This window comes from Aeromonas sp. 603404 (assembly GCF_049171775.1).
Classification (GTDB): domain Bacteria; phylum Pseudomonadota; class Gammaproteobacteria; order Enterobacterales; family Aeromonadaceae; genus Aeromonas; species Aeromonas veronii_A.
Window position 1 is genome coordinate 12,276 of the sequence record NZ_JAAKPE010000019.1, and the last position, 23,282, is coordinate 35,557.

At 57.1% G+C, this 23,282-nt stretch carries 23 protein-coding genes; 17 read left to right on the forward strand and 6 right to left on the reverse strand.

The annotated features are described in order from the left end of the window. Window positions 1-2 precede the first annotated feature (2 nt). Window positions 3-1,241: an ABC transporter substrate-binding protein gene (locus G5306_RS19165; RefSeq protein ID WP_118854431.1), complete on the forward strand. Its 1,239-nt coding sequence runs from the start codon at window positions 3-5 to the stop codon at window positions 1,239-1,241. A 75-nt stretch (window positions 1,242-1,316) separates the two neighbouring features. Here G5306_RS19165 and G5306_RS19170 read toward each other — a convergent pair whose 3' ends face one another. Further along, a complete protein-coding gene (locus tag G5306_RS19170) occupies window positions 1,317-1,508 on the reverse strand; it encodes a hypothetical protein (RefSeq protein WP_005339471.1) in 192 nt (63 codons plus the stop codon). A gap of 169 nt (window positions 1,509-1,677) precedes the next feature. On the opposite strand from G5306_RS19170, the gene tusA reads away from it, so the two are divergent. Both tusA and G5306_RS19180 read left to right on the forward strand, forming a co-directional pair. Next, window positions 1,678-1,923 carry a sulfurtransferase TusA gene (gene tusA, locus G5306_RS19175; RefSeq protein WP_005342448.1) on the forward strand — a complete coding sequence of 82 codons (246 nt, stop codon included), beginning with the start codon at window positions 1,678-1,680 and terminating at the stop codon, window positions 1,921-1,923. A gap of 21 nt (window positions 1,924-1,944) precedes the next feature. Then, window positions 1,945-2,292: a RidA family protein gene (locus tag G5306_RS19180; RefSeq protein WP_005355943.1), complete on the forward strand. Its 348-nt coding sequence runs from the start codon at window positions 1,945-1,947 to the stop codon at window positions 2,290-2,292. Between the two features lie 78 nt (window positions 2,293-2,370). Here G5306_RS19180 and G5306_RS19185 read toward each other — a convergent pair whose 3' ends face one another. Next, window positions 2,371-3,027: an OmpA family lipoprotein gene (locus G5306_RS19185; protein ID WP_005339468.1), complete on the reverse strand. Its 657-nt coding sequence runs from the start codon at window positions 3,025-3,027 to the stop codon at window positions 2,371-2,373. 129 nt (window positions 3,028-3,156) lie between these two features. Beyond that, window positions 3,157-3,729 (reverse strand): DNA-3-methyladenine glycosylase I, encoded by a 573-nt coding sequence (locus tag G5306_RS19190; RefSeq protein ID WP_118854430.1) that lies wholly within the window; start codon window positions 3,727-3,729, stop codon window positions 3,157-3,159. A gap of 222 nt (window positions 3,730-3,951) precedes the next feature. On the opposite strand from G5306_RS19190, the gene glyQ reads away from it, so the two are divergent. The 5 genes from glyQ (at window position 3,952) to G5306_RS19215 (ending at window position 10,224) form a co-directional block, all read left to right on the forward strand. After that, a complete protein-coding gene (glyQ, locus tag G5306_RS19195; protein ID WP_005339464.1) occupies window positions 3,952-4,875 on the forward strand; it encodes a glycine--tRNA ligase subunit alpha in 924 nt (307 codons plus the stop codon). A gap of 9 nt (window positions 4,876-4,884) precedes the next feature. Then, the gene (gene glyS, locus G5306_RS19200) at window positions 4,885-6,954 is read left to right on the forward strand and encodes a glycine--tRNA ligase subunit beta (RefSeq protein ID WP_421313487.1); all 2,070 of its coding nucleotides are present in this window, start codon (window positions 4,885-4,887) and stop codon (window positions 6,952-6,954) included. A gap of 150 nt (window positions 6,955-7,104) precedes the next feature. Further along, window positions 7,105-8,214: an AAA family ATPase gene (locus tag G5306_RS19205; protein WP_421313489.1), complete on the forward strand. Its 1,110-nt coding sequence runs from the start codon at window positions 7,105-7,107 to the stop codon at window positions 8,212-8,214. Beyond that, on the forward strand, window positions 8,204-8,941 hold the full coding sequence (locus tag G5306_RS19210; protein WP_421313491.1) for a hypothetical protein: 738 nt from the start codon (window positions 8,204-8,206) through the stop codon (window positions 8,939-8,941). The genes G5306_RS19205 and G5306_RS19210 overlap by 11 nt, the downstream gene beginning before the upstream one ends. A 518-nt stretch (window positions 8,942-9,459) precedes the next feature. Beyond that, window positions 9,460-10,224, forward strand: a complete 765-nt coding sequence (locus G5306_RS19215) for an EAL domain-containing protein (RefSeq protein WP_421313493.1) — start codon at window positions 9,460-9,462, stop codon at window positions 10,222-10,224. A 118-nt stretch (window positions 10,225-10,342) separates the two neighbouring features. Here the strand turns inward: G5306_RS19215 and G5306_RS19220 are convergent, their stop codons facing one another. Together G5306_RS19220 and G5306_RS19225 are read right to left on the reverse strand one after the other, a co-directional pair. Beyond that, on the reverse strand, window positions 10,343-11,560 hold the full coding sequence (locus G5306_RS19220) for a 4Fe-4S binding protein (RefSeq protein ID WP_421313495.1): 1,218 nt from the start codon (window positions 11,558-11,560) through the stop codon (window positions 10,343-10,345). Between the two features lie 156 nt (window positions 11,561-11,716). After that, window positions 11,717-12,424 carry a GntR family transcriptional regulator gene (locus G5306_RS19225; protein ID WP_421313497.1) on the reverse strand — a complete coding sequence of 236 codons (708 nt, stop codon included), beginning with the start codon at window positions 12,422-12,424 and terminating at the stop codon, window positions 11,717-11,719. A gap of 282 nt (window positions 12,425-12,706) precedes the next feature. Between G5306_RS19225 and G5306_RS19230 the strand changes: the two genes are divergently transcribed. Both G5306_RS19230 and G5306_RS19235 read left to right on the forward strand, forming a co-directional pair. After that, window positions 12,707-14,296 carry an alpha-glucoside-specific PTS transporter subunit IIBC gene (locus G5306_RS19230; protein ID WP_323913222.1) on the forward strand — a complete coding sequence of 530 codons (1,590 nt, stop codon included), beginning with the start codon at window positions 12,707-12,709 and terminating at the stop codon, window positions 14,294-14,296. After that, a complete protein-coding gene (locus tag G5306_RS19235; protein WP_421276800.1) occupies window positions 14,293-15,618 on the forward strand; it encodes a 6-phospho-alpha-glucosidase in 1,326 nt (441 codons plus the stop codon). Before G5306_RS19230 ends, G5306_RS19235 begins: the two co-directional genes overlap by 4 nt. 64 nt (window positions 15,619-15,682) lie before the next feature. On the opposite strand, the gene G5306_RS19240 is transcribed toward G5306_RS19235, so the two are convergent. Next, complete coding sequence (locus G5306_RS19240) at window positions 15,683-16,687, reverse strand: substrate-binding domain-containing protein (protein ID WP_005355925.1); 1,005 nt, start codon at window positions 16,685-16,687, stop codon at window positions 15,683-15,685. A gap of 434 nt (window positions 16,688-17,121) precedes the next feature. Here G5306_RS19240 and G5306_RS19245 point away from each other — a divergent pair, with 434 nt between their 5' ends. The 7 genes from G5306_RS19245 to glpG all read left to right on the forward strand — a co-directional run bounded on the left by G5306_RS19245 (window position 17,122) and on the right by glpG (window position 23,268). After that, on the forward strand, window positions 17,122-18,243 hold the full coding sequence (locus G5306_RS19245) for a branched-chain amino acid ABC transporter substrate-binding protein (RefSeq protein ID WP_005342436.1): 1,122 nt from the start codon (window positions 17,122-17,124) through the stop codon (window positions 18,241-18,243). Between the two features lie 66 nt (window positions 18,244-18,309). Next, the gene (livH, locus tag G5306_RS19250) at window positions 18,310-19,236 is read left to right on the forward strand and encodes a high-affinity branched-chain amino acid ABC transporter permease LivH (RefSeq protein WP_005339439.1); all 927 of its coding nucleotides are present in this window, start codon (window positions 18,310-18,312) and stop codon (window positions 19,234-19,236) included. After that, entirely contained in the window at window positions 19,236-20,504 is a 1,269-nt protein-coding gene (locus tag G5306_RS19255; RefSeq protein WP_216952426.1) for a high-affinity branched-chain amino acid ABC transporter permease LivM, read from the forward strand. The genes livH and G5306_RS19255 overlap by 1 nt, the downstream gene beginning before the upstream one ends. After that, window positions 20,501-21,274 carry a high-affinity branched-chain amino acid ABC transporter ATP-binding protein LivG gene (livG, locus tag G5306_RS19260; protein ID WP_219296971.1) on the forward strand — a complete coding sequence of 258 codons (774 nt, stop codon included), beginning with the start codon at window positions 20,501-20,503 and terminating at the stop codon, window positions 21,272-21,274. The genes G5306_RS19255 and livG overlap by 4 nt, the downstream gene beginning before the upstream one ends. A gap of 16 nt (window positions 21,275-21,290) precedes the next feature. Continuing rightward, window positions 21,291-21,992 carry an ABC transporter ATP-binding protein gene (locus tag G5306_RS19265; protein WP_005342433.1) on the forward strand — a complete coding sequence of 234 codons (702 nt, stop codon included), beginning with the start codon at window positions 21,291-21,293 and terminating at the stop codon, window positions 21,990-21,992. Window positions 21,993-22,114: 122 nt separating this feature from the next. Continuing rightward, entirely contained in the window at window positions 22,115-22,438 is a 324-nt protein-coding gene (gene glpE, locus G5306_RS19270; RefSeq protein ID WP_005355913.1) for a thiosulfate sulfurtransferase GlpE, read from the forward strand. Beyond that, complete coding sequence (glpG, locus tag G5306_RS19275) at window positions 22,435-23,268, forward strand: rhomboid family intramembrane serine protease GlpG (protein ID WP_265774920.1); 834 nt, start codon at window positions 22,435-22,437, stop codon at window positions 23,266-23,268. Before glpE ends, glpG begins: the two co-directional genes overlap by 4 nt. The last annotated feature ends 14 nt before the right edge of the window (window positions 23,269-23,282 follow it).

Genomic DNA, 23,282 nt, shown 5'->3' on the forward strand with positions numbered 1-23,282 from the left:
TTATGAAGTGGTTGTCTTTTTCTGTCATCGCCCTGCTCTCTGCTCCCGTTGCCGCCTCCCAGGTGGAAGTGCTGCACTGGTGGACGTCCGGCGGCGAAGCGAAAGCGGTCGAAGTGCTCAAATCCGAGTGGACCAAACAGGGCAACCAGTGGAACGACTTTGCAGTGCAGGGCGGCGGCGGCAAGAGCGCCATGACGGTATTGAAAAGCCGGGCACTGGCCGCCAACCCGCCCGAAGCGGCCCACCTCAAGGGTTACGAGCTCAAGGAGTGGGCCGGACTCGGCTTTTTGCGCGATCTCAGCCCGATGGCCGAACACCTCGGCTGGTACAGTCAGATGCCGCCCATGGTGCGTGCCACCCTCAGCCAGAATGGCGCCCTGATGGCGGTGCCCACCGGTATCCACCGGGTCAACTGGCTGTGGCTCAACCGCAAGATCTTCGAGCGCAACAAGCTGACTCCGCCCACCGACTGGGCCCAGTTTGTCACCGTCGCCGACCAGCTTAAAAAACGGGGCATCACCCCGCTCGCCATTGGCAACGAGCCCTGGCAGCTGGCAGTGTTGTTTGAAACGGTGGCACTCGGTGAGGGCGGAAAAGAATTCTATCGCAAGGCGTTCCTCGAGCAGGACAGCGCCACCCTGACCGGCCCCGACATGGTGCGGGTGCTGACCCGCTTCCAGCAGCTGCGCGCCTATGTGCCGCAAAAATACGCCGGTCTGAAGTGGCATCAGGCCACCAACCTGCTGGAGAGCGGTGGCGCCGCCATGCAGGTGATGGGCGATTGGGTGAAGGGTGAACTGAGCGCCGGCAACTACCGGCCGGGTGAGGATATCGCCTGCCTGCCGAGCCCGGGCAGCGCCGGACTGTTCAGCTACAACCTCGACTCCATCGCCATGTTCAAACAGCGGGATCCGGCCCAGCTGCAGGCGCAGGGGGATCTGGCCCAGCTGCTGATGACGCCGCAATTCCAGGAAGAGTTCAATCGGGTGAAGGGGTCGATCCCGGCGCTGACCAACCCCGACATGAGCAAGTTCGACCGCTGCGCCGTCCGTTCCTATCAGGATTTCCTGCTGGCGGAAAAGCAGGACAACCTGCTGCCCAGCATGGCGGAAGGGATGGCAACGCCGACCAATATGCGGCAGGCGATCCTCGATGTGCTGAGCAACTTCTTCAACGACCCCAAGGCCAACCCGGAGCAGACGGCGCTGCATCTGGAGCGGGCCATGCGCTCGACCCGCTGATCCGGGTACATTGCCAAACGGCAGAAATGACAAAGGCGGAATTGCTCCGCCTTTGTTGTTGAATCGTCATCCGATTCAGGATTGATCGTTCTCGTCCTCATCCTCGTCATAGTAATCGCTGAGCTCGATCCAGAGCCCCAACCCGACCATCACCATGGAGCCGAACCAGGTACCGGTATTCCCGATCGGGCTGCCCATCACTATCATGGCGAAGGACAAGAACCCCATGCCTGCATAGGCCTGTAATCTGCCGTAGGAGACCTGCATATTCACCTCCTTGTTGAATATGGTTCAATTTTTATATTACTCGTCCGGCGCAAGCTGGATAGGGCCGAATAACATTTCGGTTACATATGCTGGTTGATGGGTCGTTTGTTTGATTATTTTTTAGCCCTGAGTATCATTGGCAGCCGAATAGGTTGAAGGTTGATAATAGATGAGTGATTTATTCTGCGATGCGACCCACGAGTTGGACGCAATCGGGCTTCGTTGCCCGGAACCCGTTATGATGGTTCGCAAGAAAGTGAGGCTGATGGCTGATGGCGAGACCCTGCTGGTCAGTGCCGACGATCCTTCAACCACCCGCGACATCCCCAGTTTCTGTCGCTTTATGGATCACACCCTGGTCGCCAGCGAGACAGAGCAGGCCCCCTACCGCTATCTGATCCGCAAGGGTCAATAAGCCCCCGTACCGGAGCACTCCATGACAACCATTACCCGAATCGGCACCACCCAGCGTTGGTCAGACGTGGTCATCCACAATGGCACCCTCTACGTGGTGGAAGTGCCCGTCAGTGAAGAGGCCGACATCCACCAGCAGACCCGCGAAGTGCTGGCAAGCCTGCAACGCCTGCTGGAAGCCAACGGCTCCGGCGTCGACAAGATCCTGATGGCCAACATCTATCTGAAAGACATTCAGGACATCGCCGCCTTCAACGAGCAGTGGGATGCCTGGATCCCGGCTGGCACCGCCCCGGTTCGCGCCTGCGTACAGGCCCGCTTGGCCCACGAAGGTTACAAGGTGGAAGTGCAGCTGACTGCGGCTGTCTAAACAGTCATACCGACAGCTGGATAGCAAAAGGCCCCGCCATCACTGGCGGGGCCTTTTCGTTACCGAAACCTGAACGACTTAGGCGGTCGGGGTCAGGGTAATGGTCACGCGGCGGTTCTGAGCTTTGCCAGCGGCGGTGCTGTTGGTAGCAACCGGCTGATCCGGGCCCACGCCGGTGGTGGAGATGCGGCTGCCTGCTACGCCCTGACCAATCAGTTGAGCGGCAACGGCATCGGCACGATCGCGGGAAAGCTTCATGTTCAGATCGCGGGAACCTGTGCTGTCGGTGTGACCGACCACGTTCAGGCGGGTCTTGTCGAACTCGGCAACCACCATGGCCACGCCGGAGAGGGTGTTGGCACCGGCCGCTTTCAGCTGGGAGCTGGAGCTGTCGAAGGTCACGTTGTTCGGCATGTTGAGGATCAGCTCATTGCCATTACGGGTCACGCTGACACCGGTGCCCTGCAGCTTCTCGCGCAGCTTGGCCTCCTGCACGTCCATGTAGTAGCCGATACCGCCACCCAGCGCCGCGCCGGCAGCAACGCCGGTCAGGATGCCCTTCTTGCGGTCACCCTTGCTGGAGGAGAGCGCACCTACTGCCGCACCGGCAGCGGCGCCAGCCAGCGCGCCCCAGGCACCTTTGGAGGTCTGGGATTCACCTGTGTAGGGGTTGGTGGTACAGCCGCTCAGGGCAACGGTCAGTGCCAGAGCTGGCACCAGGATCTTGGCTCGCATGAAAAAACCTCTGTGAAAACAATCCGGCACCATGCCGGGGGCCGGATTGTAACGCGCTGGCACGCCATTGTCTGACGCAAGCCTGAATCGACGGCGAGAGTGATGTTTTTTTGGGCAATCGACGGGTTGTCAGCGCGGTAACTGACACTCGGCGTGGCAAGGACAGCTGACCAGATGATCGTTCACCATTCCCACCGCCTGCATAAAGGCATAACAGATGGTGCTGCCAACGAAGTTGAAGCCGAGCTTCTTGAGCGCTTTGGACATGGCATCCGACTCCGGTGAGGTCGCCGGAATATCGCCGTTGCCCTGGCGCTGGTTGACGATGGGGGCGCCGCCAACAAAGCCCCACAGGTAGTCGGCGAAGTCGATCCCCTGCTCCTGCAACGCCAGATAAGCGCGGGCATTTCTGATGATCGACTGCACCTTGAGCCGATTGCGGATAATACCGGTGTCCTGCATCAACCGCTCTACATCCTGCTCGTCGAAGCGGGCAATCTGCACCGGATCAAAGTCGGCATAGGCGCGGTAATAGCTATCGGTGCGCTTGAGGATGGTGATCCACGACAGCCCCGCCTGCTGGCCGTCGAGGCAGAGCTTGGCAAACAGCTCGCGGGCGTCATAGACCGGCCTGCCCCACTGTTTGTCATGGTATTCAATGTATTCCGGGTCCTTGGTCACCCAGGCGCAGCGCAGTTCCATTTCCTCTCCCTCGTTATTTCAGCGGTTTGCCCGACCCTGCCCACTCTGCAGGCGGCACTGCTCACATCATATACCGGACATCCCGCCTGACCAGCCAGGGCGCAGCACCATCCCGCGAATCCGCTGCAATTTCGCCTATTATCCGACCATGCCAGACGGTATACTCCCTCGGTTCACATTCAGCAAATCTTGCTCTGATTTTCACTTCGCGCGAAAAAAATTATGCAAAAATTCGATGTCAAAACCTTTCAGGGCCTGATCCTGCAGCTGCAGGACTATTGGTCCCGCCAGGGCTGTACCATCATTCAGCCGCTGGATATGGAAGTGGGTGCCGGTACTTCCCACCCCATGACCTGTCTGCGTGCCCTGGGCCCGGAGCCCATCGCCTGCGCCTACGTGCAACCGTCCCGCCGTCCGACCGACGGCCGCTACGGTGAAAACCCGAACCGCCTGCAGCACTACTACCAGTTCCAGGTGATCATCAAGCCTTCCCCCGACAACATTCAGGAACTCTATCTGGGCTCCCTGAAAGAGCTGGGCATGGATCCCGAGATCCACGACATCCGCTTCGTGGAAGACAACTGGGAAAACCCGACTCTGGGTGCCTGGGGTCTGGGTTGGGAAGTGTGGCTGAACGGCATGGAAGTGACCCAGTTCACCTACTTCCAGCAAGTGGGCGGCCTCGAGTGCAAGCCGGTCACCGGCGAGATCACCTACGGTCTCGAGCGTCTGGCCATGTACATCCAGGGCGTGGACAGCGTCTACGATCTGGTCTGGTCTGACGGCCCGCTGGGCAAGACCACCTACGGCGACGTGTTCCACCAGAACGAAGTGGAGCAATCCACCTACAACTTCGAACACGCCGATGTGGAGTTCCTGTTCCACTGCTTCGAGCAGTACGAGAAGGAAGCCCAGAATCTGCTGGCACTGGAAAAACCGCTGCCGCTGCCTGCCTACGAGCGCATCCTCAAAGCCGCTCACTCCTTCAACCTGCTGGATGCCCGCAAGGCCATCTCGGTCACCGAGCGTCAGCGCTACATCCTGCGCATTCGCACCCTGACCAAGGCGGTGGCGGAAGCCTACTACGCCTCCCGCGAAGCGCTGGGCTTCCCTATGTGTCAGCGCAGTGAGAACAAGCAAGGTTAAGGAACGGACATGGCACAACATACATTTCTGGTAGAGATCGGTACTGCTGAGCTGCCGCCCAAAGCCCTGCGCTCCCTGGCCGAAGCCTTTGCCGACAACTTCAAAGCCGAACTGACCAAGGCCGATCTGGCCTTCGGCGACGTCGAGTGGTTTGCCTCACCGCGCCGTCTGGCGCTGAAGGTAAGCGAGCTGGCTGGCGAACAGCCGAGCAAGAGCGTCGAGAAGCGCGGTCCGGCCGTGGCTCAGGCGTTCGATGCCGAAGGCAAGCCGACCAAGGCTGCCGAAGGCTGGGCCCGCGGCAACGGCATCACCGTTGAGCAGGCCGAGCGTCTGGTCACCGACAAGGGCGAGTGGCTGGTTCACACCGCCAAGGTTGAAGGCCGTCCGGCCGTCGATCTGCTGGGCGAACTGGTCGCCTCCGCACTGGCCAAACTGCCGATCCCGAAAATGATGCGCTGGGGCGACAAGGCCATCCAGTTCGTGCGTCCGGTCTTCACCGTGACCCTGCTGCTGGATGGCGAGCTGGTTCCCGCCCACATTCTGGGTATCGACTCTGCCCGCATCCTTCGCGGCCACCGCTTTATGGGCGAGAGCGAGTTCACCATCGACAACGCCAGCCAGTACCCGCAGATCCTGCAGGAGCGCGGCATGGTGATTGCCGACTTCATGGCGCGCAAGGCCAAGATCAAGGCTGACGTCGAAGCGGCCGCAGCCGCCTTCGGTGGCGTGGCCGATCTGGACGACGCCCTGCTGGAAGAAGTGACCGCACTGGTCGAGTGGCCGGTGGTGCTGACCGCCAACTTCGAAGAGAAGTTCCTGGCCGTGCCGGCTGAAGCGCTGGTGCACACCATGAAGGGTGACCAGAAGTACTTCCCGGTCTACGACAAGAACGGCAAGCTGCTGCCGAAGTTCATCTTCGTCACCAACATCGAGTCGAAAGACCCGAGCCAGATCATCAGCGGCAACGAGAAGGTGGTTCGTCCCCGTCTCTCTGACGCCGAGTTCTTCTTCAAGACCGACCTCAAGCAGACCCTTGCCTCCCGCCTGCCGCGCCTTGAAACCGTGCTGTTCCAGCAACAGCTGGGCACCGTCAAGGCCAAGGTCGAGCGCATCGAGACCGTCGCCGGCTTTATCGCCGAGCGTATCGGTGCCGACGTGGCTCAGGCCAAGCGTGCCGGTCTGCTCTCCAAGTGTGACCTGATGACCAACATGGTCGGCGAGTTCACCGACACCCAGGGTGTCATGGGGATGCACTACGCCCGTCACGATGGTGAAGACGAAGCGGTTGCCGTGGCCCTCAACGAGCAGTACATGCCGCGCTTTGCCGGTGATGCCCTGCCGTCCGGTCTGGTTGCCTGCGCCGTCGCGCTGGCCGACAAGTTCGACACCCTGGCCGGTATCTTCGGCATCGGCATGCTGCCGAAAGGTGACAAGGACCCGTTCGCCCTGCGTCGCGCCGCCATCGGTGCCCTGCGCATCATGACCGAGAAGCAGCTGGATCTGGATCTGGTTGAACTGGTTGAAGAAGCGGTACGCGTCTACGGCGACAAGCTGACCAACAAAACCGTCGTTACCGACGTGGTCGACTTTATGCTGGGCCGCTTCCGCGCCGCCTATCAGGACGAAGGCATCGGTGCCGACGTGGTGCTGGCCGTGCTGGCCCGCCGCCCGACCCGTCCGCTCGACTTCGATCGTCGCGTCAAGGCCGTCAGCCACTTCCGCACGCTGGATGCCGCACTGGCACTGGCTGCCGCCAACAAGCGCGTGAGCAACATTCTGGCCAAGGTCGAAGGCGAACTGCCGACTGCCGTCAAACCGGAACTGCTGGTCGATGCCGCCGAGAAGGCGCTGGCCACCCAGGTTGCCGAACTGCAAGCCGAACTGGCCCCGCTGTTCGCCGCCGGTGACTATCAGGCTGCCCTCACCCGTCTGGCCGCCCTGCGCGAGCCGGTCGACACCTTCTTCAACGAAGTGATGGTGATGGCCGATGACGAGGCCCTCAAGGCCAACCGTCTGGCGCTGCTGAACAATCTGCGCAACCTGTTCCTGCAAGTCGCCGATATCTCCCTGCTGCAGTAAACACTATTATGTTAGTAAAAGGGGGCTCAGCCCCCTTTTTTTGTTTTATGTTTAAAAACAAATGCTTATGTCCGTAATTTTTTTACGGGACAATTTTTTATTTGTGTTATAATATTATTTTTTAAGGTACAAACAAGAAGGGGTAATAACATGCTTATAAAGTTCTCTGTTTCTGGATTCAAGAACTTTAAAGATAAGATAACCTTAGACTTTACAAACCATAAAGGATATTCATTTAATGACAAATATATATTAAATGGTGCGGTAAATAAGGCCATTGTGTATGGTAAAAACGGCATTGGAAAATCAAATTTAGGATTTGCTATTTTTGATATAGTAAAACATATCACAGACAAAAACATTGATTCAGATAACTATAAAAACTATATAAATGCAATGAGTTCAGATGAATTAGCTCATTTTGAGTTTGAATTCAAATTTGACTGTGGAATTGTAAACTATAGCTATAGTAAAAAAAACTTAGAAAATATAGTGTGTGAAAATATAAAAATAAATGGAAATATTTTCGCCTACATTGACAGAAGTAAAAGTTCAATCGCGATAATAAATGCAAAAGGGGCTGAAACTCTAGAAAGAGATATCGGGGAAAGCATGATCTCTCTCGTGTCTTATATCAAAAAAAATACCGTCCTTGTCAAAGATGATATGAATACATGCTTTTCAAGTTTTGTAGATTTTGTAAATGGCATGCTCTTCTTTAGATCTTTAGATAAAAATAGCTATATTGGCTATGAGCAAGGTAGCACTGGAATAATGGAGGACATTATAAAAAAAGGTCATCTCGAGGATTTTCAAAGTTTTCTTAACGTAGCAGGCATTGATTGCAAGTTGACTCAACTCGAAGATGATACTATAGGTTTTGATTTTAACGGAAAAACTATTCCATTTTACAGCATAGCTTCGCAAGGTACAAAATCACTTGCCCTATTCTATTACTGGTTTCAACGTTTCAGAGAAAGCCCAAACGATGTTTCATTAATATTTGTTGATGAGTATGACGCATATTACCACTATGAGCTAGCAGAGTTGGTTGTAGAACACCTGCTAGCAGCTAATGCTCAAGTAATAATAACTACACATAATACCTCTGTGATTTCCAATGACCTTCTAAGACCAGACTGCTACTACATTCTTGGTAAAGGAAGTATAAAGTCACTATCTAACTTAACATCAAAAGAATTGCGAGAGGCTCATAACATAGAAAAAATGTTTAAATCAGGAGCTTTTGATGAGCAATAAAATATTATTCGTTTTCGAGGGTGAAAAAACAGAATGCGAAATAGCTGAAAATTTATTTCATAGATATTTCCCACCAGGAGGTAAAGAGAAAATAATTTCTTCATTCTGTGGTGATGTATATAGTTTGTACTCTAAACTGCAAAGAGATGATGATCTGGATATTTTTTCTTTTTTAAAAGAAACACCAAAGAACCAACATCTCCGGAGTATAAAAAGACGTGAGATTTCTGAAATATACTTATTTTTTGATTATGATGGCCATGCAACGGCAGCTGATGACAAAAAACTAAAAGAACTTATAGATTTTTTCTGCGAGGAAACAGAGAAAGGGAAAATTTATATAAACTACCCAATGGTTGAATCACTAAAACATATAAATATAAGCATTGATAATCCAGATGAAATATTTAAAGAGAAAATTGTCTCCGCAAAAAATAACATAAAATATAAAAAGATTGTTGGTGATGAGTGTTCTTCAGAGCTCTGTTCATTCAAGTTAATAACAGAGCTCAACTGGAATTTAATTATGCGTATGCATCTATGTAAAGCAAATCACATTGTGGAAAATAACTATATCCTTCCCAGGTCGTTAATTTCACAAGAAAATCTATTCGCAAAACAAATGGAAGATTTTATATTGCCAAGTGCTAAAGTATCGGTTGTATCAAGCTTTCCACTATTCTTTCTAGATTATTTTGGGTTAAGTATTATTGAGAAAATATCTTAATGTAAAAATATAGAAAAGCAGGGGGATAGCCCCTGCACTGTAGGTTATAGTAGCCATCCGGCGTAATCGGGCGTTCGCGTAAATAGATTCTCCCGCCATAACGACCAGCCGAATTTCCTCCCTCCGGCTGGCGCTCTATGCCGGTTGATCAAGATCGGCCATTGCCCTTTGCGAGCCGTGGATGGGCCAATCAGCGGCCTCAGGGCACACAGCAAACACACATAAGTAAAAATTGGGTCATTATCCGAAAACCCATAAATTATGTTTATACCTACTGCCTTGGCTGATGTGGCGACCACCAGCGGCGCTAACGGGTGCCAGCGGGGCATCGCCCGATCTCTGGCAAACAAGCGGAACAACCCTCACCCGCCCTTGCCGCATATCTTGCAGAAAACGGGGTAACGTTTGGTACCTCAGGGGGAGCGGCTGCGTATTACCGGGAAATTACCGTGCTGGCGGAGCCGAGCTGTTATCATTTGAGTCAGTCCCCAGCGCAGCCACGCCCCGAGAGGATAGTCATGGATATACCTGCCGCCCCGTCCCCCGCCATCTGCCAGCTGTGTCAGGAGAAAGCAGATCTCGACTTCGACTTCACCATGGCCTTCCAGCCCATCGTCGATTGCAGCCAGCGCACCATCTTCGGCTACGAGGCGCTGGTGCGGGGGCTCAACAACGAACCGGCGCAGAGCGTGATTGCCCGGGTCAACGATGGCAATCGCTACCGCTTCGATCAGCTGTGCCGGATCAAGGCCATCGCGCTGGCGGCACGGCTCGGGATGAAGGGGATGCTGAGCATCAACTTTCTGCCCAATGCGGTCTACCGCCCGGAGCGCTGCATCCGCACCACCCTGCAGGCGGCCCGCGAGCACCACTTCCCCATCGAGCAGATCATGTTCGAGCTGACCGAGGTGGAGCAGGTGCAAGACAGCCAGCATCTTCGCGGCATCGTCGATCACTATCAGGCGCTCGGCTTCAAAACGGCGATCGATGACTTTGGCGCCGGTTACTCGGGCCTCAACCTGCTGGCCGATTTTCACCCCAACATCGTCAAGCTCGATATGCACCTGCTGCGCGGCATTGACCATGACCCGACCCGACAAGCCATAGTGCGCCACTGTCTGGCACTGTTTGCGGAGCTGAAGATCACCCCGCTGGCGGAGGGGATCGAGACCCGCGAAGAGATGGCCTGTCTGCGGGAGATGGGCGTCAGCCTGATGCAGGGCTATCTGTTTGCCCGCCCCGGCTTTGAAACCCTGCCCGAGGTGGATTTCGCCAACTGGTAAGCCATATCGGCCTTGCCCCCTCAACCCACTCCCGCCTGAATATGAAAACGGACACCCGAGGGTGTCCGTGTGCGTACCCTGTGATCTTGCACCATGGTCACACTGTCACCTTCCCCAGTTAATGGCTCAGCTGTGGCAACAGTTGCAACAGGTGAGCCCGTATCGCCAGCGGCGTCTGGCTGACCCAGATATCCAACAGGCCATGCGCAAGCAACGGCAGCACCAGCAGCAACAAGCAGAGCAGCCCCAGCAAACGGCTTGGTGCGAGCCGATGCACCTTGCTGCCAAGGTGCAGGGCCTCGACCCGCTTGGGGCAGGCGGCCACGCAGCTCAGGCAGCCGGTGCACTCCAGGCTGCGTACCGCGATAAGCTGGTGCACCGCAATGCGCGATGGACAGGCCCGGCTGCACTTGTCACAGCCGTGACCCTGGCTTCGCAGGCAGCGGGCCGGGTCGCGGCGAATGCGCAGCGGCGTCAGTAGCCCCAGCAGGGCGAGCCAGGCGCCATAGGGGCAAAGGTAGCGGCAGAATCCCTGACGAAAGGTCGCGGTAAGCAGCAACACCCAGCCGAGGCACAGACCCGAGATCAGGGTCAGGTTGAAGAAGAAAGCCCCCATCTTCATATCCGCCGCCTGATGGTAGGGGCTGGTGAAGTAGCCGGGCAGGGCTGCAGCCGGCACCGCCAGCAGGATGATGAAGAGCAGAAAGCCGAGCACCAGAAATTTCTGGGTGCGCAGGGCAAGATCCAGCCAGCGCGGCGGGCTCCACTCCCCCGGCAGCAACCGGTAGCGCAGGCCATACAGCCATTCCCCCACCAGCCCGAGCGGACAGAACCAGGCACAGAACGCCCGCCCCAGCAGCAGGGCCAACAGGGAGAGTACCAGTACGGTGACGGTGGCCGCCGGATGGTGGGGATCCACCAACCCCTGCGCGAACCAGGCCCGCAGCCCGAGGCCACCGGCGATGGGCAGGAAGGCATCCACCACGTCCGGGCGCACCAGCCAGGGGCTCATCCCCTGTCCCAACTGCCAGATATGCAGGCTGTATTGCACTGTGACCAGCCCCCAGCAGAGCAGCAGCAGATGGCGAGTGCCTGCCCGCAACTGCTGACTGTCGATCGCCCCGAACTCGGGCAGCGGCCGCCTCTGATGCCGGAGGGCAAGCACGGCGGTGACCGTCCCCAGTGCGAGCCAGAGCAGGCTGTCCGCCGCCAGCAACCAGACCAGCCCCAGCAGGCCGAGCGCAAGACGCCCCGGCCAGCCGGTGCGCACCTGCCACGCCAACAACACCAGATAAACCATACCGGCCACCATGGTTATCGCTTCAATCACGCTCATGCATCCCCCACTGCCTACATCCGGATCCGGCAGCAAGGATAACTAACATTTGAGTTGATTATTTTGATCTGCATGGGCCGAGGGAGGAGTTATGGCCAATGCCTCCCTCGCAGGCTCTCCCCTCTTTCAACGACACGCTGCCTCATCAGCCAGGCACTAGCCGCGGGCACGGTGGAGGTGGTAGTCAACGTGATAGTCGTTGGCATTACGGAACATGATGGAGTAGTTGAGGAACTCTCCGCTCTCGCTGTATGAGAGTGAGGTGAGCCGCAGGATAGGGGCCCCCTGCTCGATATGGAGCAGCTCGGCAGTAACCCGATCCGCCAGCACGGCACTGAAGCACTCATAGTTACCCGCAATCGCGATGCCGCACTCCCGTTCGATGTAGTCGAATTTGGACCCTTCCAGATGGGCGACCGACAGATTGCGAAACAGTCTGACCGGCATATAGCTCTCTTCCAGCAGCAGAGCCCGACCATCCACCGAGCGGATCCGGCTGGAGTAGTAGACAGGTTCATTCACCTTCACCCGCAGCTGACTGGCGATGGCCGGTGGCGCAGGCATGGTGCGAAATTCCAACACCTGGCTGGTCAAAGTGCGCCCCTGCTCGCGCATCAGTTCGGTAAACCCGCTCAGCCCTTTGGTCTCATGCTGGACATCCTTTTTCGTCACATAGGTGCCGCTGCCGTGGCGCCGCTCGACCAATCCCCACTCGATCAACATGTCTACCGCTTTGCGAATGGTCATGCGGGAGACACCATACTGTTCTGCCAGCGCTTTTTCGCCCGGCAACACATCTCCCACCCGGCACTCGGCACCGTTTACCCTGATCCTGAGTCGATCAGCCACCGATTTATAGATCACTGCTAGACATCTCCTGTGGTCACAACGCCAACCATCTTATTCTCAATGAAGTGGCTAAATTGCTTAAAAACAATAACTTAACTTTCAACTAAAGCTGCAAGAACATCACAAAACCAAGAGGTACAACAATATCGCAAAAGTTAGACATCTTTGTCTAAATAACTGCATGCGTCAGATCACATTATTCCAAGATATTTCATGAGGTCTCTTTTTATCGTTGCTAATTTGCATCTGGCAACACCGGCAAGGATTCGATTAGCTATTTCAACCAAGGGACAATATATGCTCAGTCAAATTCAACGTTTTGGCGGAGCAATGTTCACTCCTGTACTGCTTTTTCCTTTTGCAGGTATGGTAGTAGGCATTGCAATTATGCTGAAAAACCCGATGTTTGTCGGTGAATCACTGGCAAACCCACAAGGATTATTCTTCCAGATCATCCATATTATTGAAGAGGGTGGCTGGACAGTATTCAGGAATATGCCGCTGATATTTGCCATTGGCCTGCCAATCGGTCTGGCAAATAAGGCTCAAGCCAGAGCCTGTCTGGCTGTATTGGTCAGTTTCATGACCTGGAACTATTTTATCAACGCCATGGGAATGACCTGGGGCAGTTATTTCGGGGTCGACTTCAGTCAGGATGTGGGGGGTGAAAGTGGCCTCGCCATGGTGGCGGGGATCAAGACCCTGGATACCAGCATCATAGGGGCCATCGTCATCTCCGGTATCGTGACGGCACTGCACAACCGCCTGTTTGATCGCCAACTGCCGGTCTTTCTCGGCATCTTTCAGGGCAGCTCTTTTGTCACCATTGTCGCCTTCTTCGTGATGATCCCCTGCGCCTGGCTGACCCTGATCGGCTGGCCAAAAGTCCAGATGGGCATCGCCTCCCTGCAGAGTTTCATGCTGGTCTCGGGTCCGGTCGGGGTATGGGTATACACCTTCCTAGAGCGGATTTTGATCCCGACCGGCCTGCATCACTTTATCTACGGCCCCTTCATCTTCGGCCCAGCGGCAGTAGAGGGGGGCATTCAGCTCTACTGGGCGCAGCACATGCTGGAGTTCAGCCAGAGCTCTCGCCCGCTGATTGAACAGTTCCCTCAGGGTGGCTTTGCCCTGCACGGCAACTCGAAGATTTTCGGTGCCATGGGGATTGCTCTGGCCATCTATGCCACGGCAGCCAAAGAGAACAAGGCCAAGGTGGCAGGCCTGCTGATCCCGGCCACCCTGACCGCCATTCTGGTCGGTATCACCGAGCCGCTGGAGTTCACCTTCCTCTTCATCTCGCCGCTGCTGTTTGCCATCCACGCCCTGCTGGCAGCCACCATGTCGACTGTGATGTACCTGTTTGGTGTGGTCGGCAACATGGGTGGAGGTCTGCTCGACCAGTTCCTGCCGCAGAACTGGATACCCATGTTCCACAACCATGCGGGAATGATGTTCACCCAGATCGCTATCGGATTGGTCTTTACCGGAATCTGGTTTCTGATATTCCGCGCGCTGATTATCAGGCTCAATCTTAAAACACCGGGCCGGGAAGACAGTGAAATAAAGCTTTATTCCAAGTCAGATTATCAGGCAGCCAAAAACCAGCGTGGCAGTGATAGTGCAACACAAATTATCGAAGCACTTGGTGGAGTCAAAAATATACGCAGTCTGAATAATTGTGCCACCCGCTTAAGAATATCGCTGGTTAACAGCAAGCTAGCCGCTGCAGATGAGGAGTTTATTAAATTGGGGGCCCATGGTGTCGTCCGCCATGGCGATAGTATCCAGGTAATTATCGGTCTGCATGTACCTCAGGTACGTGAAAATATGGAATCGATTATGAACAACAGTCATCAACAATCGTCTTTAGTAATGGAGTCATGATCATGAAAAAATTCTCTGTAGTCATTGCCGGTGGTGGCAGCACTTTTACTCCTGGTATCGTTCTGATGTTGCTGGAAAATCAGCATCGCTTCCCGCTCAAGGAGATCAAATTCTACGACAACGATGGTGCCCGTCAGGAGATCATTGCCGAAGCCTGCAAAATCTTGCTGAAAGAGAAGGCTCCCGAGATCGCCTTCAGCTATGGCACCGACCCCAAAGCAGCGTTTAGCGATGTAGATTTCGTCATGGCCCATATCCGGGTTGGCAAATATCCGATGCGCGAGCTGGACGAGAAGATCCCGCTGCGTCATGGGGTGGTCGGTCAGGAGACCTGCGGCCCGGGCGGTATCGCCTACGGCATGCGCTCCATCGGCGGGGTGCTGGAGCTGGTCGACTATATGGAGCAGTACTCACCCAATGCCTGGATGCTCAACTACTCCAACCCGGCCGCCATCGTCGCCGAAGCGACCCGTCGCCTGCGTCCCAACGCCAAAATTCTCAACATCTGCGACATGCCGATCGGGATCGAGGGGCGCATGGCCCAGATTGCCGGTCTCAAATCCCGCAAAGAGATGCGGGTACGCTACTACGGCCTCAACCACTTTGGCTGGTGGACCCGCATCGAGGATCTGGAAGGCAACGACCTGATGCCGAAGATCAAGGGGCACGTTGCCCGCCACGGCTATGTGCCCAACAGCGCCAGTCATGCCGAAGCCAGCTGGAACGATACCTTCGCCAAGGCAAAGGATGTATGGGCGCTCGACCCGGATACCCTGCCCAACACCTATCTGAAGTACTACCTCTACCCGGACTATGTGGTGGCCCACTCCAACCCGGAACACACCCGCGCCAACGAGGTGATGGAGCACCGCGAGAAGCAGGTCTTCACCGCCTGTACCGACATCGTCAAGGCAGGCAATTCAGCAGCGGGCGAGCTGGAGATCGATGAACACGCCTCCTATATCGTTGACCTGGCAACCGCCATTGCCTTCAACACCCAGGAGCGGATGCTGCTGATCGTTCCCAATCGCGGCGCCATCCCCAACTTTGACCCGGAAGCCATGGTCGAGATCCCCTGCCTGGTCGGCAGCAGCGGGCCAGAGCCGTTGCAGGTGGGCAGCATTCCGCTGTTCCAGCAGGGCATGATGGGCCAACAGGTCGCGGTCGAGAAACTGGTGGTCGAAGCCTGGGTTGAGCACTCTTACCAGAAGCTGTGGCAAGCCATCACCCTCTCCAAGACAGTACCTAGCGCCTCGGTGGCCAAGTCCATTCTCGATGACTTGATAGAGGCCAACAAAGCCTACTGGCCGGAACTGAAATAAACCGCCCATAAACAAAAACCCCCTCGTGACAGAGGGGGTTTTTCGTGTTGGCAACGGGTGCGGATTAACGCAGCGGTTTGACCGAGCGGCGGACGATCAGCTCTGGCTGTACCGTCATCGATTCCACTTCCAGCTCCTTGTTGCGGATCCGGCTGACCAGATGCTTCACCGCCAGCTGGCCCAGTTCGGCCTTCGGATGGCGGATGGTGGTCAGCGGCGGGCTGGAGAAGCGCGCCATCTCCACATCGTCGTAGCCGATGATGGAGATATCATCCGGCACCTTGACTCCGGCTTCCCAGGCAGCGCAAATCGCGCCGATCGCCATGGGATCGTCGAAGGCAAAGACCGCGGTCGGACGAGGCTGCAGGGCCAGGATGCGCTGCATGGCATCGAAGCCGCTCTGGCTCTCGTAGTCCCCTTCAAAGACCTGTTCATCTTTAAGGGTCAGACCGTGCTCGCCCAGCGCATCACGCACCCCGTCCAGTCGCTGCTGGGTGGTCGGCTTGGAGAGCTGGCCAGTGATGCAGACGATGTCACGGTGCCCCAGCTCCAGCAGATGGCGTACGGCCATGCGGGCGCCGATGCGGGCGTTGTCGTTGATGACGTTGGCGAAATCGCACTCCGTCCCCCAATCCAGTACCACCTGCGGCACGTTCTTGTGGATGCGCAGCATGTCGCGCAACGGAGTGTCGATATCGGTCCCCAATACCAGCAGACCATCCACCCGTTTTTCCATCAGCATTCTCAGGTAATGCTGTTGGCGAGGCGGCTGGTTTTCGGTGTTGCAGAGGATCAGGCTGTAGCCCTGTTCGAAGCAGTACGCTTCAACCCCTTGCACCACTTCCGCGAAGAAGGGGTTTACGCTGGTGGTGACCAGCATGCCAATGGTCTTGGTCGAATTTATCTTAAGACTGCGCGCTACCGAGTTGGGCGCGTAGTTGAGTTCTGCCACCGCCTCAATCACTTTCTGGGTCGCGTCTTCGCTGACCCGCCGAGTGTGGTTGAGCACATGTGAGACGGTGGAGATGGATACGCCTGCGCGCGAGGCGACATCCTTGATAGTGGCCATCTCTGTCTCCTGACTGTCAAAGGCGGAACATTAGCAGATTTCCCGAATAAAGGCTTGGTTTTAACGGGCTCTGCCACGGAATTGTCAATGCCGGCTAATTTAGGCGCTCATTTCTGTTTGCGCAAACGATTAATGGTCAAAATGGGAGCACCATCAGAGTAAAATATCACCAGACTAATCCTCTGTGCTTCATCATAATCACCTCTGGTTACCAAGATGTTAAGGCGAAGAATCGATACTAAATTCCAATTAAACACAAATGACAGGTCATTTATTTCAAAATAAGCCCACCCCACCCCCTCTGGTTAGTATCTTTAACAGCTTGTTATTGCCCCGTGAGGAATGATAGAACCATACCTATAGCCGGATGCACGGGATGTCGATCCGGAATGGCACTCGTAAATGAAACAATCCACTGATTAAGGGACGAATCAATGCATAAGTTGAGCAAAATTACAGTAAGCGCAGCGGTTTCTTTGGCTCTGTTTGGATCGATCTCCATCGCACACGCGGCAGACACCATCAAGATAGGTATCGCAGGCCCGCTCACCGGCCCGGTTGCCCAGTACGGGGACATGCAGTTCACCGGCGGCAAGATGGCGGTCGAGCAGATCAACAAGGCTGGCGGCATCAATGGCAAGCAGATCGAAGCCGTCATCTATGACGACGCCTGTGATCCCAAGCAGGCGGTAGCCATCGCCAACAAGGTGGTAAATGATGGCGTCAAGTTCGTGGTCGGTCACCTCTGCTCCGACAACACCCTGCCCGCCTCCGACATCTATGAAGACGAGGGGATCCTGATGGTCACCCCCGCCTCCACCAACCCCAAGATCACCGAGCGCGGTTACCAGCTGACCCTGCGCACCATCGGCCTGGATAGCGATCAGGGCCCGACTGCCGCCAAGTACATCATCGAGCAGGTCAAACCCCAGCGCGTGGCCGTTATCCACGACAAGAAGCAGTACGGTGAAGGTATCGCCTCCAGCGTCAAAGCCGCACTCGACAAGGCTGGCGTGAAGGTGGTGGCCTATGAAGGGATCACCGCCGGTGACAAGGACTTCTCCGCCCTGATCGCCAAGCTGCAGAAAGAGAACGTCGATTTCGTCTACTACGGCGGCTATCACCCTGAGCTGGGCCTGATCCTGCGTCAGGCTGGCGAGAAGGGGCTGAAAGCCAAGTTCATGGGCCCGGAAGGGGTGGGTAACAAGGATATCTCCGCCATCGGCGGCCCGGCTTCCGAAGGCCTGCTGGTGACCCTGCCGAACAAATACGATCTGGTACCTGCCAACGCCCCGCTGGTCGCAGCGTTCAAGGCCAAGGGTCAGGACTCCTCCGGCCCGTTCGTCTGGACCACCTATGCCGCGGTGCAGAGCCTGGCTGCCGGTATCGCCAAGGCGGGTGAAGATGACCCGGCCGCCGTTGCCGCCGCCATCAAGGCCGCACCGATCGATACCGTGATGGGCCCCCTGACCTGGGCACCTAACGGTGACCTGAAAGGCTTCGAATTCGGTGTGTTCCAGTGGCACGCTGACGGTACTTCCAGCCAAGTCAAATAATCTGCCGATCGGGGGTGAGTACGCTCACCCCCTCCTCTCTTTGCGGGCAAGTACAGGGAACGCAGTATGTCCGAACACCTCCTTTATCTCGTTCAGCAACTGCTGAACGGATTAACCATAGGCAGCACCTATGCGTTGATCGCCATTGGCTACACCATGGTCTATGGCATCATCGGCATGATCAACTTCGCCCACGGCGAGGTTTACATGATCGGCTCCTATGTCGCTTTCATGGTGATGGCGGGGCTCATGATGATGGGCATCGACAGCACCTTTCTACTGCTGGGGGGCGCCTTCCTGGTCAGTATCATCATCACCGGCACCTATGGCTGGAGCATCGAGCGAGTCGCCTACCGGCCACTGCGCGGTGGCAACCGGCTGATCCCCCTCATCTCCGCCATCGGCATGTCGATCTTCTTGCAGAACATGATGCGCATGGCTCAGGGCTCGCGGGATATCGCCATGCCCAGCCTGATCTCAGGTGGCTGGACCCTGGGGGGTGAGGATGGTTTTCAGGCCAGCCTCTCCTATATGCAGCTGATCATTTTCGTGGTGACTTTCATCACCATGCTGGCGCTGACCCAGTTCATCGGCCGCTCCCGCATGGGCCGCGCCTGCCGCGCCTGTTCGGAAGATATCAAGATGGCCAATCTGCTGGGCATCGACACCCACGTGGTCATCTCCATCACCTTCGTGCTGGGGGCTGCACTGGCCGCCGTGGCCGGGGTGCTGCTCGGCATGTATTACGGCGTCATCAACCCCTACCTCGGCTTTATGGCCGGTCTGAAGGCCTTCACTGCCGCAGTATTGGGCGGTATCGGCAGCATTCCGGGCGCTGTACTGGGCGGCCTGCTGCTGGGGGTGGTTGAAGCGCTCACCGCCGGTTATCTCAGCACCGAGTACAAAGATGTGATGGCGTTTGCCCTGCTCATCTTTGTGCTGCTCTTTATGCCGACCGGCATTCTGGGTCGTCCGGAAGTGGAGAAAGTGTGATGAAACATCAATTGATCCACGCCTGTATCGCCAGCCTGGTGCTGCTGGTGCTCTCTTTCTGGCTGCTCGGCTTCAAGCTGGAGACCGATGGCTCCAGCCTGCAGGTAGTGAGCCGCCTCGATGTGTCGCTGGCCTGGCTACTGGGGGGCGCCACCATTGTTTTCTGGTTCCAGATGCTGCGCGGCCAGATTGCCAAGCTGTTTCAGGCCTCCATCAGCGGCTTCTCGGTCGGCTTCACCAAGCTGGTGCTGCCGAGCCCGGAAGAGGCGCCCAAGCTCTATAACCTCACCGCCGTGCTGGTGCTGCTGTTTGCGGTGAGCTGGCCCTTTATGGCTTCTCGCGGCGCCATCGATCTCGCCACCCTCACCCTGATTTACATCATGCTGGGGCTGGGGCTGAACGTGGTGGTCGGCCTCGCCGGTCTGCTCGATCTCGGCTATGTCGGCTTCTACGCGGTCGGTGCCTACAGCTATGCCCTGCTCAACACCTACTTCGGACTGAGCTTCTGGGAGTGCCTGCCCATCGCCGGGCTGATGGCCGCTACCTTCGGCTTCCTGCTCGGTTTCCCGGTGCTGCGGCTCCGGGGGGACTATCTGGCCATCGTCACCCTGGGTTTTGGCGAGATCATCCGCATCCTGCTCAACAACATGACTACCCTGACCGGCGGCCCGAACGGGATCTCCGGCATCCCCAAGCCGACGCTGGGGGGTCTGGAGTTCAACCGCACCGTCAAGGATGGGGGCTTTGATACCTTCCACAACTTCTTCGGCATTACCTACAACGCCAACCACAAGGTGATCTTCCTCTACCTGATGGCGCTGGTGTTGGTGGTGGTGACCCTGTTTGTCATCAACCGCCTGCTGCGCATGCCCCTTGGCCGAGCCTGGGAAGCGCTGCGGGAGGACGAGATCGCCTGCAAATCGCTGGGGCTCAACCCCACCATCATCAAGCTAACCGCCTTCACCATAGGCGCTACCTTCGCCGGTTTTGCGGGTAGTTTCTTTGCCTCGCGGCAGGGCTTTATCAGCCCGGAATCCTTCGTCTTTATCGAATCGGCCATTGTGCTGGCGATTGTGGTGCTGGGTGGCATGGGCTCCCAGATCGGGGTGGTGCTGGCAGCCATCGTGATGACGGTGCTGCCGGAGCTGGCCCGCGAATTCAACGAGTACCGCATGCTGATGTTCGGCCTCTTGATGGTGTTCATGATGATCTGGCGGCCACAGGGATTGCTGCCGATGACCCGTCCGCATCTGGAGTTGAAGAAATGAGTACACATCAGAAGTTAATGGAAGTCTCTGATTTGTCGATGCGCTTCGGGGGCCTGCTGGCCGTCAACGGGGTCAAGCTGGATATCGACAAGGGCGAGGTGATCTCCATCATCGGCCCCAACGGCGCGGGCAAGACCACCATCTTCAACTGCCTGACCGGCTTCTACTGCCCGAGCGGCGGCATCATCCGTTACAAGGGTGAGGAGATCCAGGGGCTGCCCGGCCACCTCATCGCCCGCAAGGGGATTGTGCGTACCTTCCAGCACGTGCGGCTGTTCAAGGAGATGACAGCGGTGGAGAACCTGCTGGTTGCCCAGCACCAGCACCTCAACACCAGCTTTATCGCCGGCCTGTTCAAGACCCCGGCCTTCCGCCGTGCCGAGCAGGAGGGGCTGGAGCGGGCCGCCTTCTGGCTGGATAAAGTGGGGCTCAAGGATCTCGCCAACCGCGCCGCCGGCAACCTGGCCTACGGTCAGCAGCGCCGCCTCGAGATCGCCCGCTGCATGGCGACCCGTCCCGAGCTGCTGATGCTGGATGAACCGGCTGCCGGCCTCAACCCGAAGGAGACCGACGAACTGGACGAGCTCATCATGAGCCTGCGGGACGAGTTCGGGGTCTCGGTGCTGCTGATCGAACACGATATGAAGCTGGTGATGGGTATCTCCAACCGCATCTTCGTGGTCAGTCAGGGCACCCCGCTGGCCCACGGCAAGCCGGATGAGATCCGCAACAACCCGGCAGTGATCAAGGCCTATCTGGGCGAATCGTAGGACCCAAGGAGTCACGATGTTAGAACTTCGCAACGTATCGACCCACTACGGCAAAATTCAGGCGCTGCACGATGTCAGCGTCGAGGTGAAAGAGGGTGAAATCGTCACCCTGATCGGCGCCAACGGCGCGGGCAAGACCACCCTGCTGATGACCCTCTGCGGTGAGCCCAAGCCCAGCAGCGGCTCAATCTGGTTTGAGGGGGAACAGATCAGCTCCCTCACCACCGCCCGCATTATGCGCAAGGATATCGCCGTGGTGCCGGAGGGGCGCCGCATCTTCGCCCGCCTGACGGTGGAGGAGAACCTGCTGATGGGCGCCTTCTTCGTCGACAAGGCCGAGCAGCATGGCCTGCTGGATCAGGTGTTCACCCTGTTCCCGCGCCTGCACGAACGCTTGCAACAACGGGCGGGCACCATGTCCGGCGGCGAGCAGCAGATGCTGGCCATCGGCCGTGCCCTGATGAGCAAACCACGCCTGCTGCTGCTGGATGAACCCTCGCTGGGGCTGGCCCCCATCGTCATCCAGCAGATCTTCGACACCATTGAGCAGTTGCGCCAGAAGGGGATGACCATCTTTCTGGTGGAGCAGAACGCCAACCAGGCGCTCAAGCTGGCCGACCGCGGTTATGTGCTGGAGAACGGCCACGTGGTGCTGCAAGACACGGGCGCCGCCCTGCTGGCCAACCCGGCGGTGCGGCAGGCTTATCTGGGCGGTTAACCCACTGAGCCGCATGCCATATCAACAAGGGAGCCGCTGGCTCCCTTATCTTTTGTGGGGTTAGTTTGCGCCCAAGCTTGCGGTACACTGGCCCGTAATCAACCTATTCGCAGGACATCCCGATGGACCAGTTTGCCCATATCAATGCCCATGATGCCCACCAGAAACTGAGCGCGGGTGAAGCCCGTCTGGTGGATATTCGCGACCCGCAATCCTTTGAAGCGGCCCACGCGGTCGGCGCCTTCCACCTCACCAACGGCACCCTGGTGCGCTTTATGAACGAAGTGGATTTCGATACCCCGGTCATCGTGATGTGCTATCACGGCAACAGCAGTCAGGGGGCCGCCCAATACCTGCTGCAACAGGGTTATGACGAGGTCTACAGTCTGGATGGCGGTTTCGAGGCGTGGCGCCGGGAGTTTCCCATCGAGGCTGGCGAGGCATGATCCAGCTGCTAGTGCTCGACAACGCCCGCATGGCACAAGCGCTGGTGGACTATCTGGCGACCCTGGGGATCTCCTGCGAGCTGACCCAGTCCGAGCTGGGGGTCACCATCTGGTTGGCGGACGAGCTACGCCTTGCCCAAGCCCAGCTGGAGGTGAAGCGCTTTCTGGCCGAGCCGGGCCACCCGCGCTATATGGAAGCCTCCTGGCAATCCGGCCGCGCCGATGCCCGCATCGACTACAGCAAGGGGATGACGGATCCCATCACCGATTTCCTCCATCAGGCGGGGCCACTGACGCTGGTGGTGATCATCGCCTGCCTCGCCATCTACGGCATCGAGGCCATCGGCCTACCCATCTACGATGAACTGGCATTCCACCCGACGCTGGCCCAGTTCACCGACTGGCAGGCGTGGCGCTATTTCACCCCCGCCCTGATCCACTTCTCGGTACTCCATCTGGTGTTCAACTTGCTGTGGTGGTGGTATCTCGGCGGTCAGATCGAGCAGCGCCTTGGCAGCGGCAAGCTGCTGATCCTGCTGCTGGTGGGCGCCGCCCTGCCCAATATCGCCGAGTTCTTCGCCAGCGGCCCGCTGTTTGGCGGCCTCTCCGGCGTGGTCTATGCCCTGCTCGGCTACTGCTGGCTGCGCAGCAAGCTGCAACCGGCCTGTGGCCTCACTCTGCCACCGGCGCTGATGGGCTTTATGCTGTTCTGGATGGTGCTCGGCTTCTTCGACATGCTCGGAACCAGCACCGCCAACATCGCCCACCTGACCGGCCTGCTGGTCGGCCTGCTGCAAGGCTGGCTGGATCGCAACCACCAGCCGACCTGATTATTCAGCAGTTT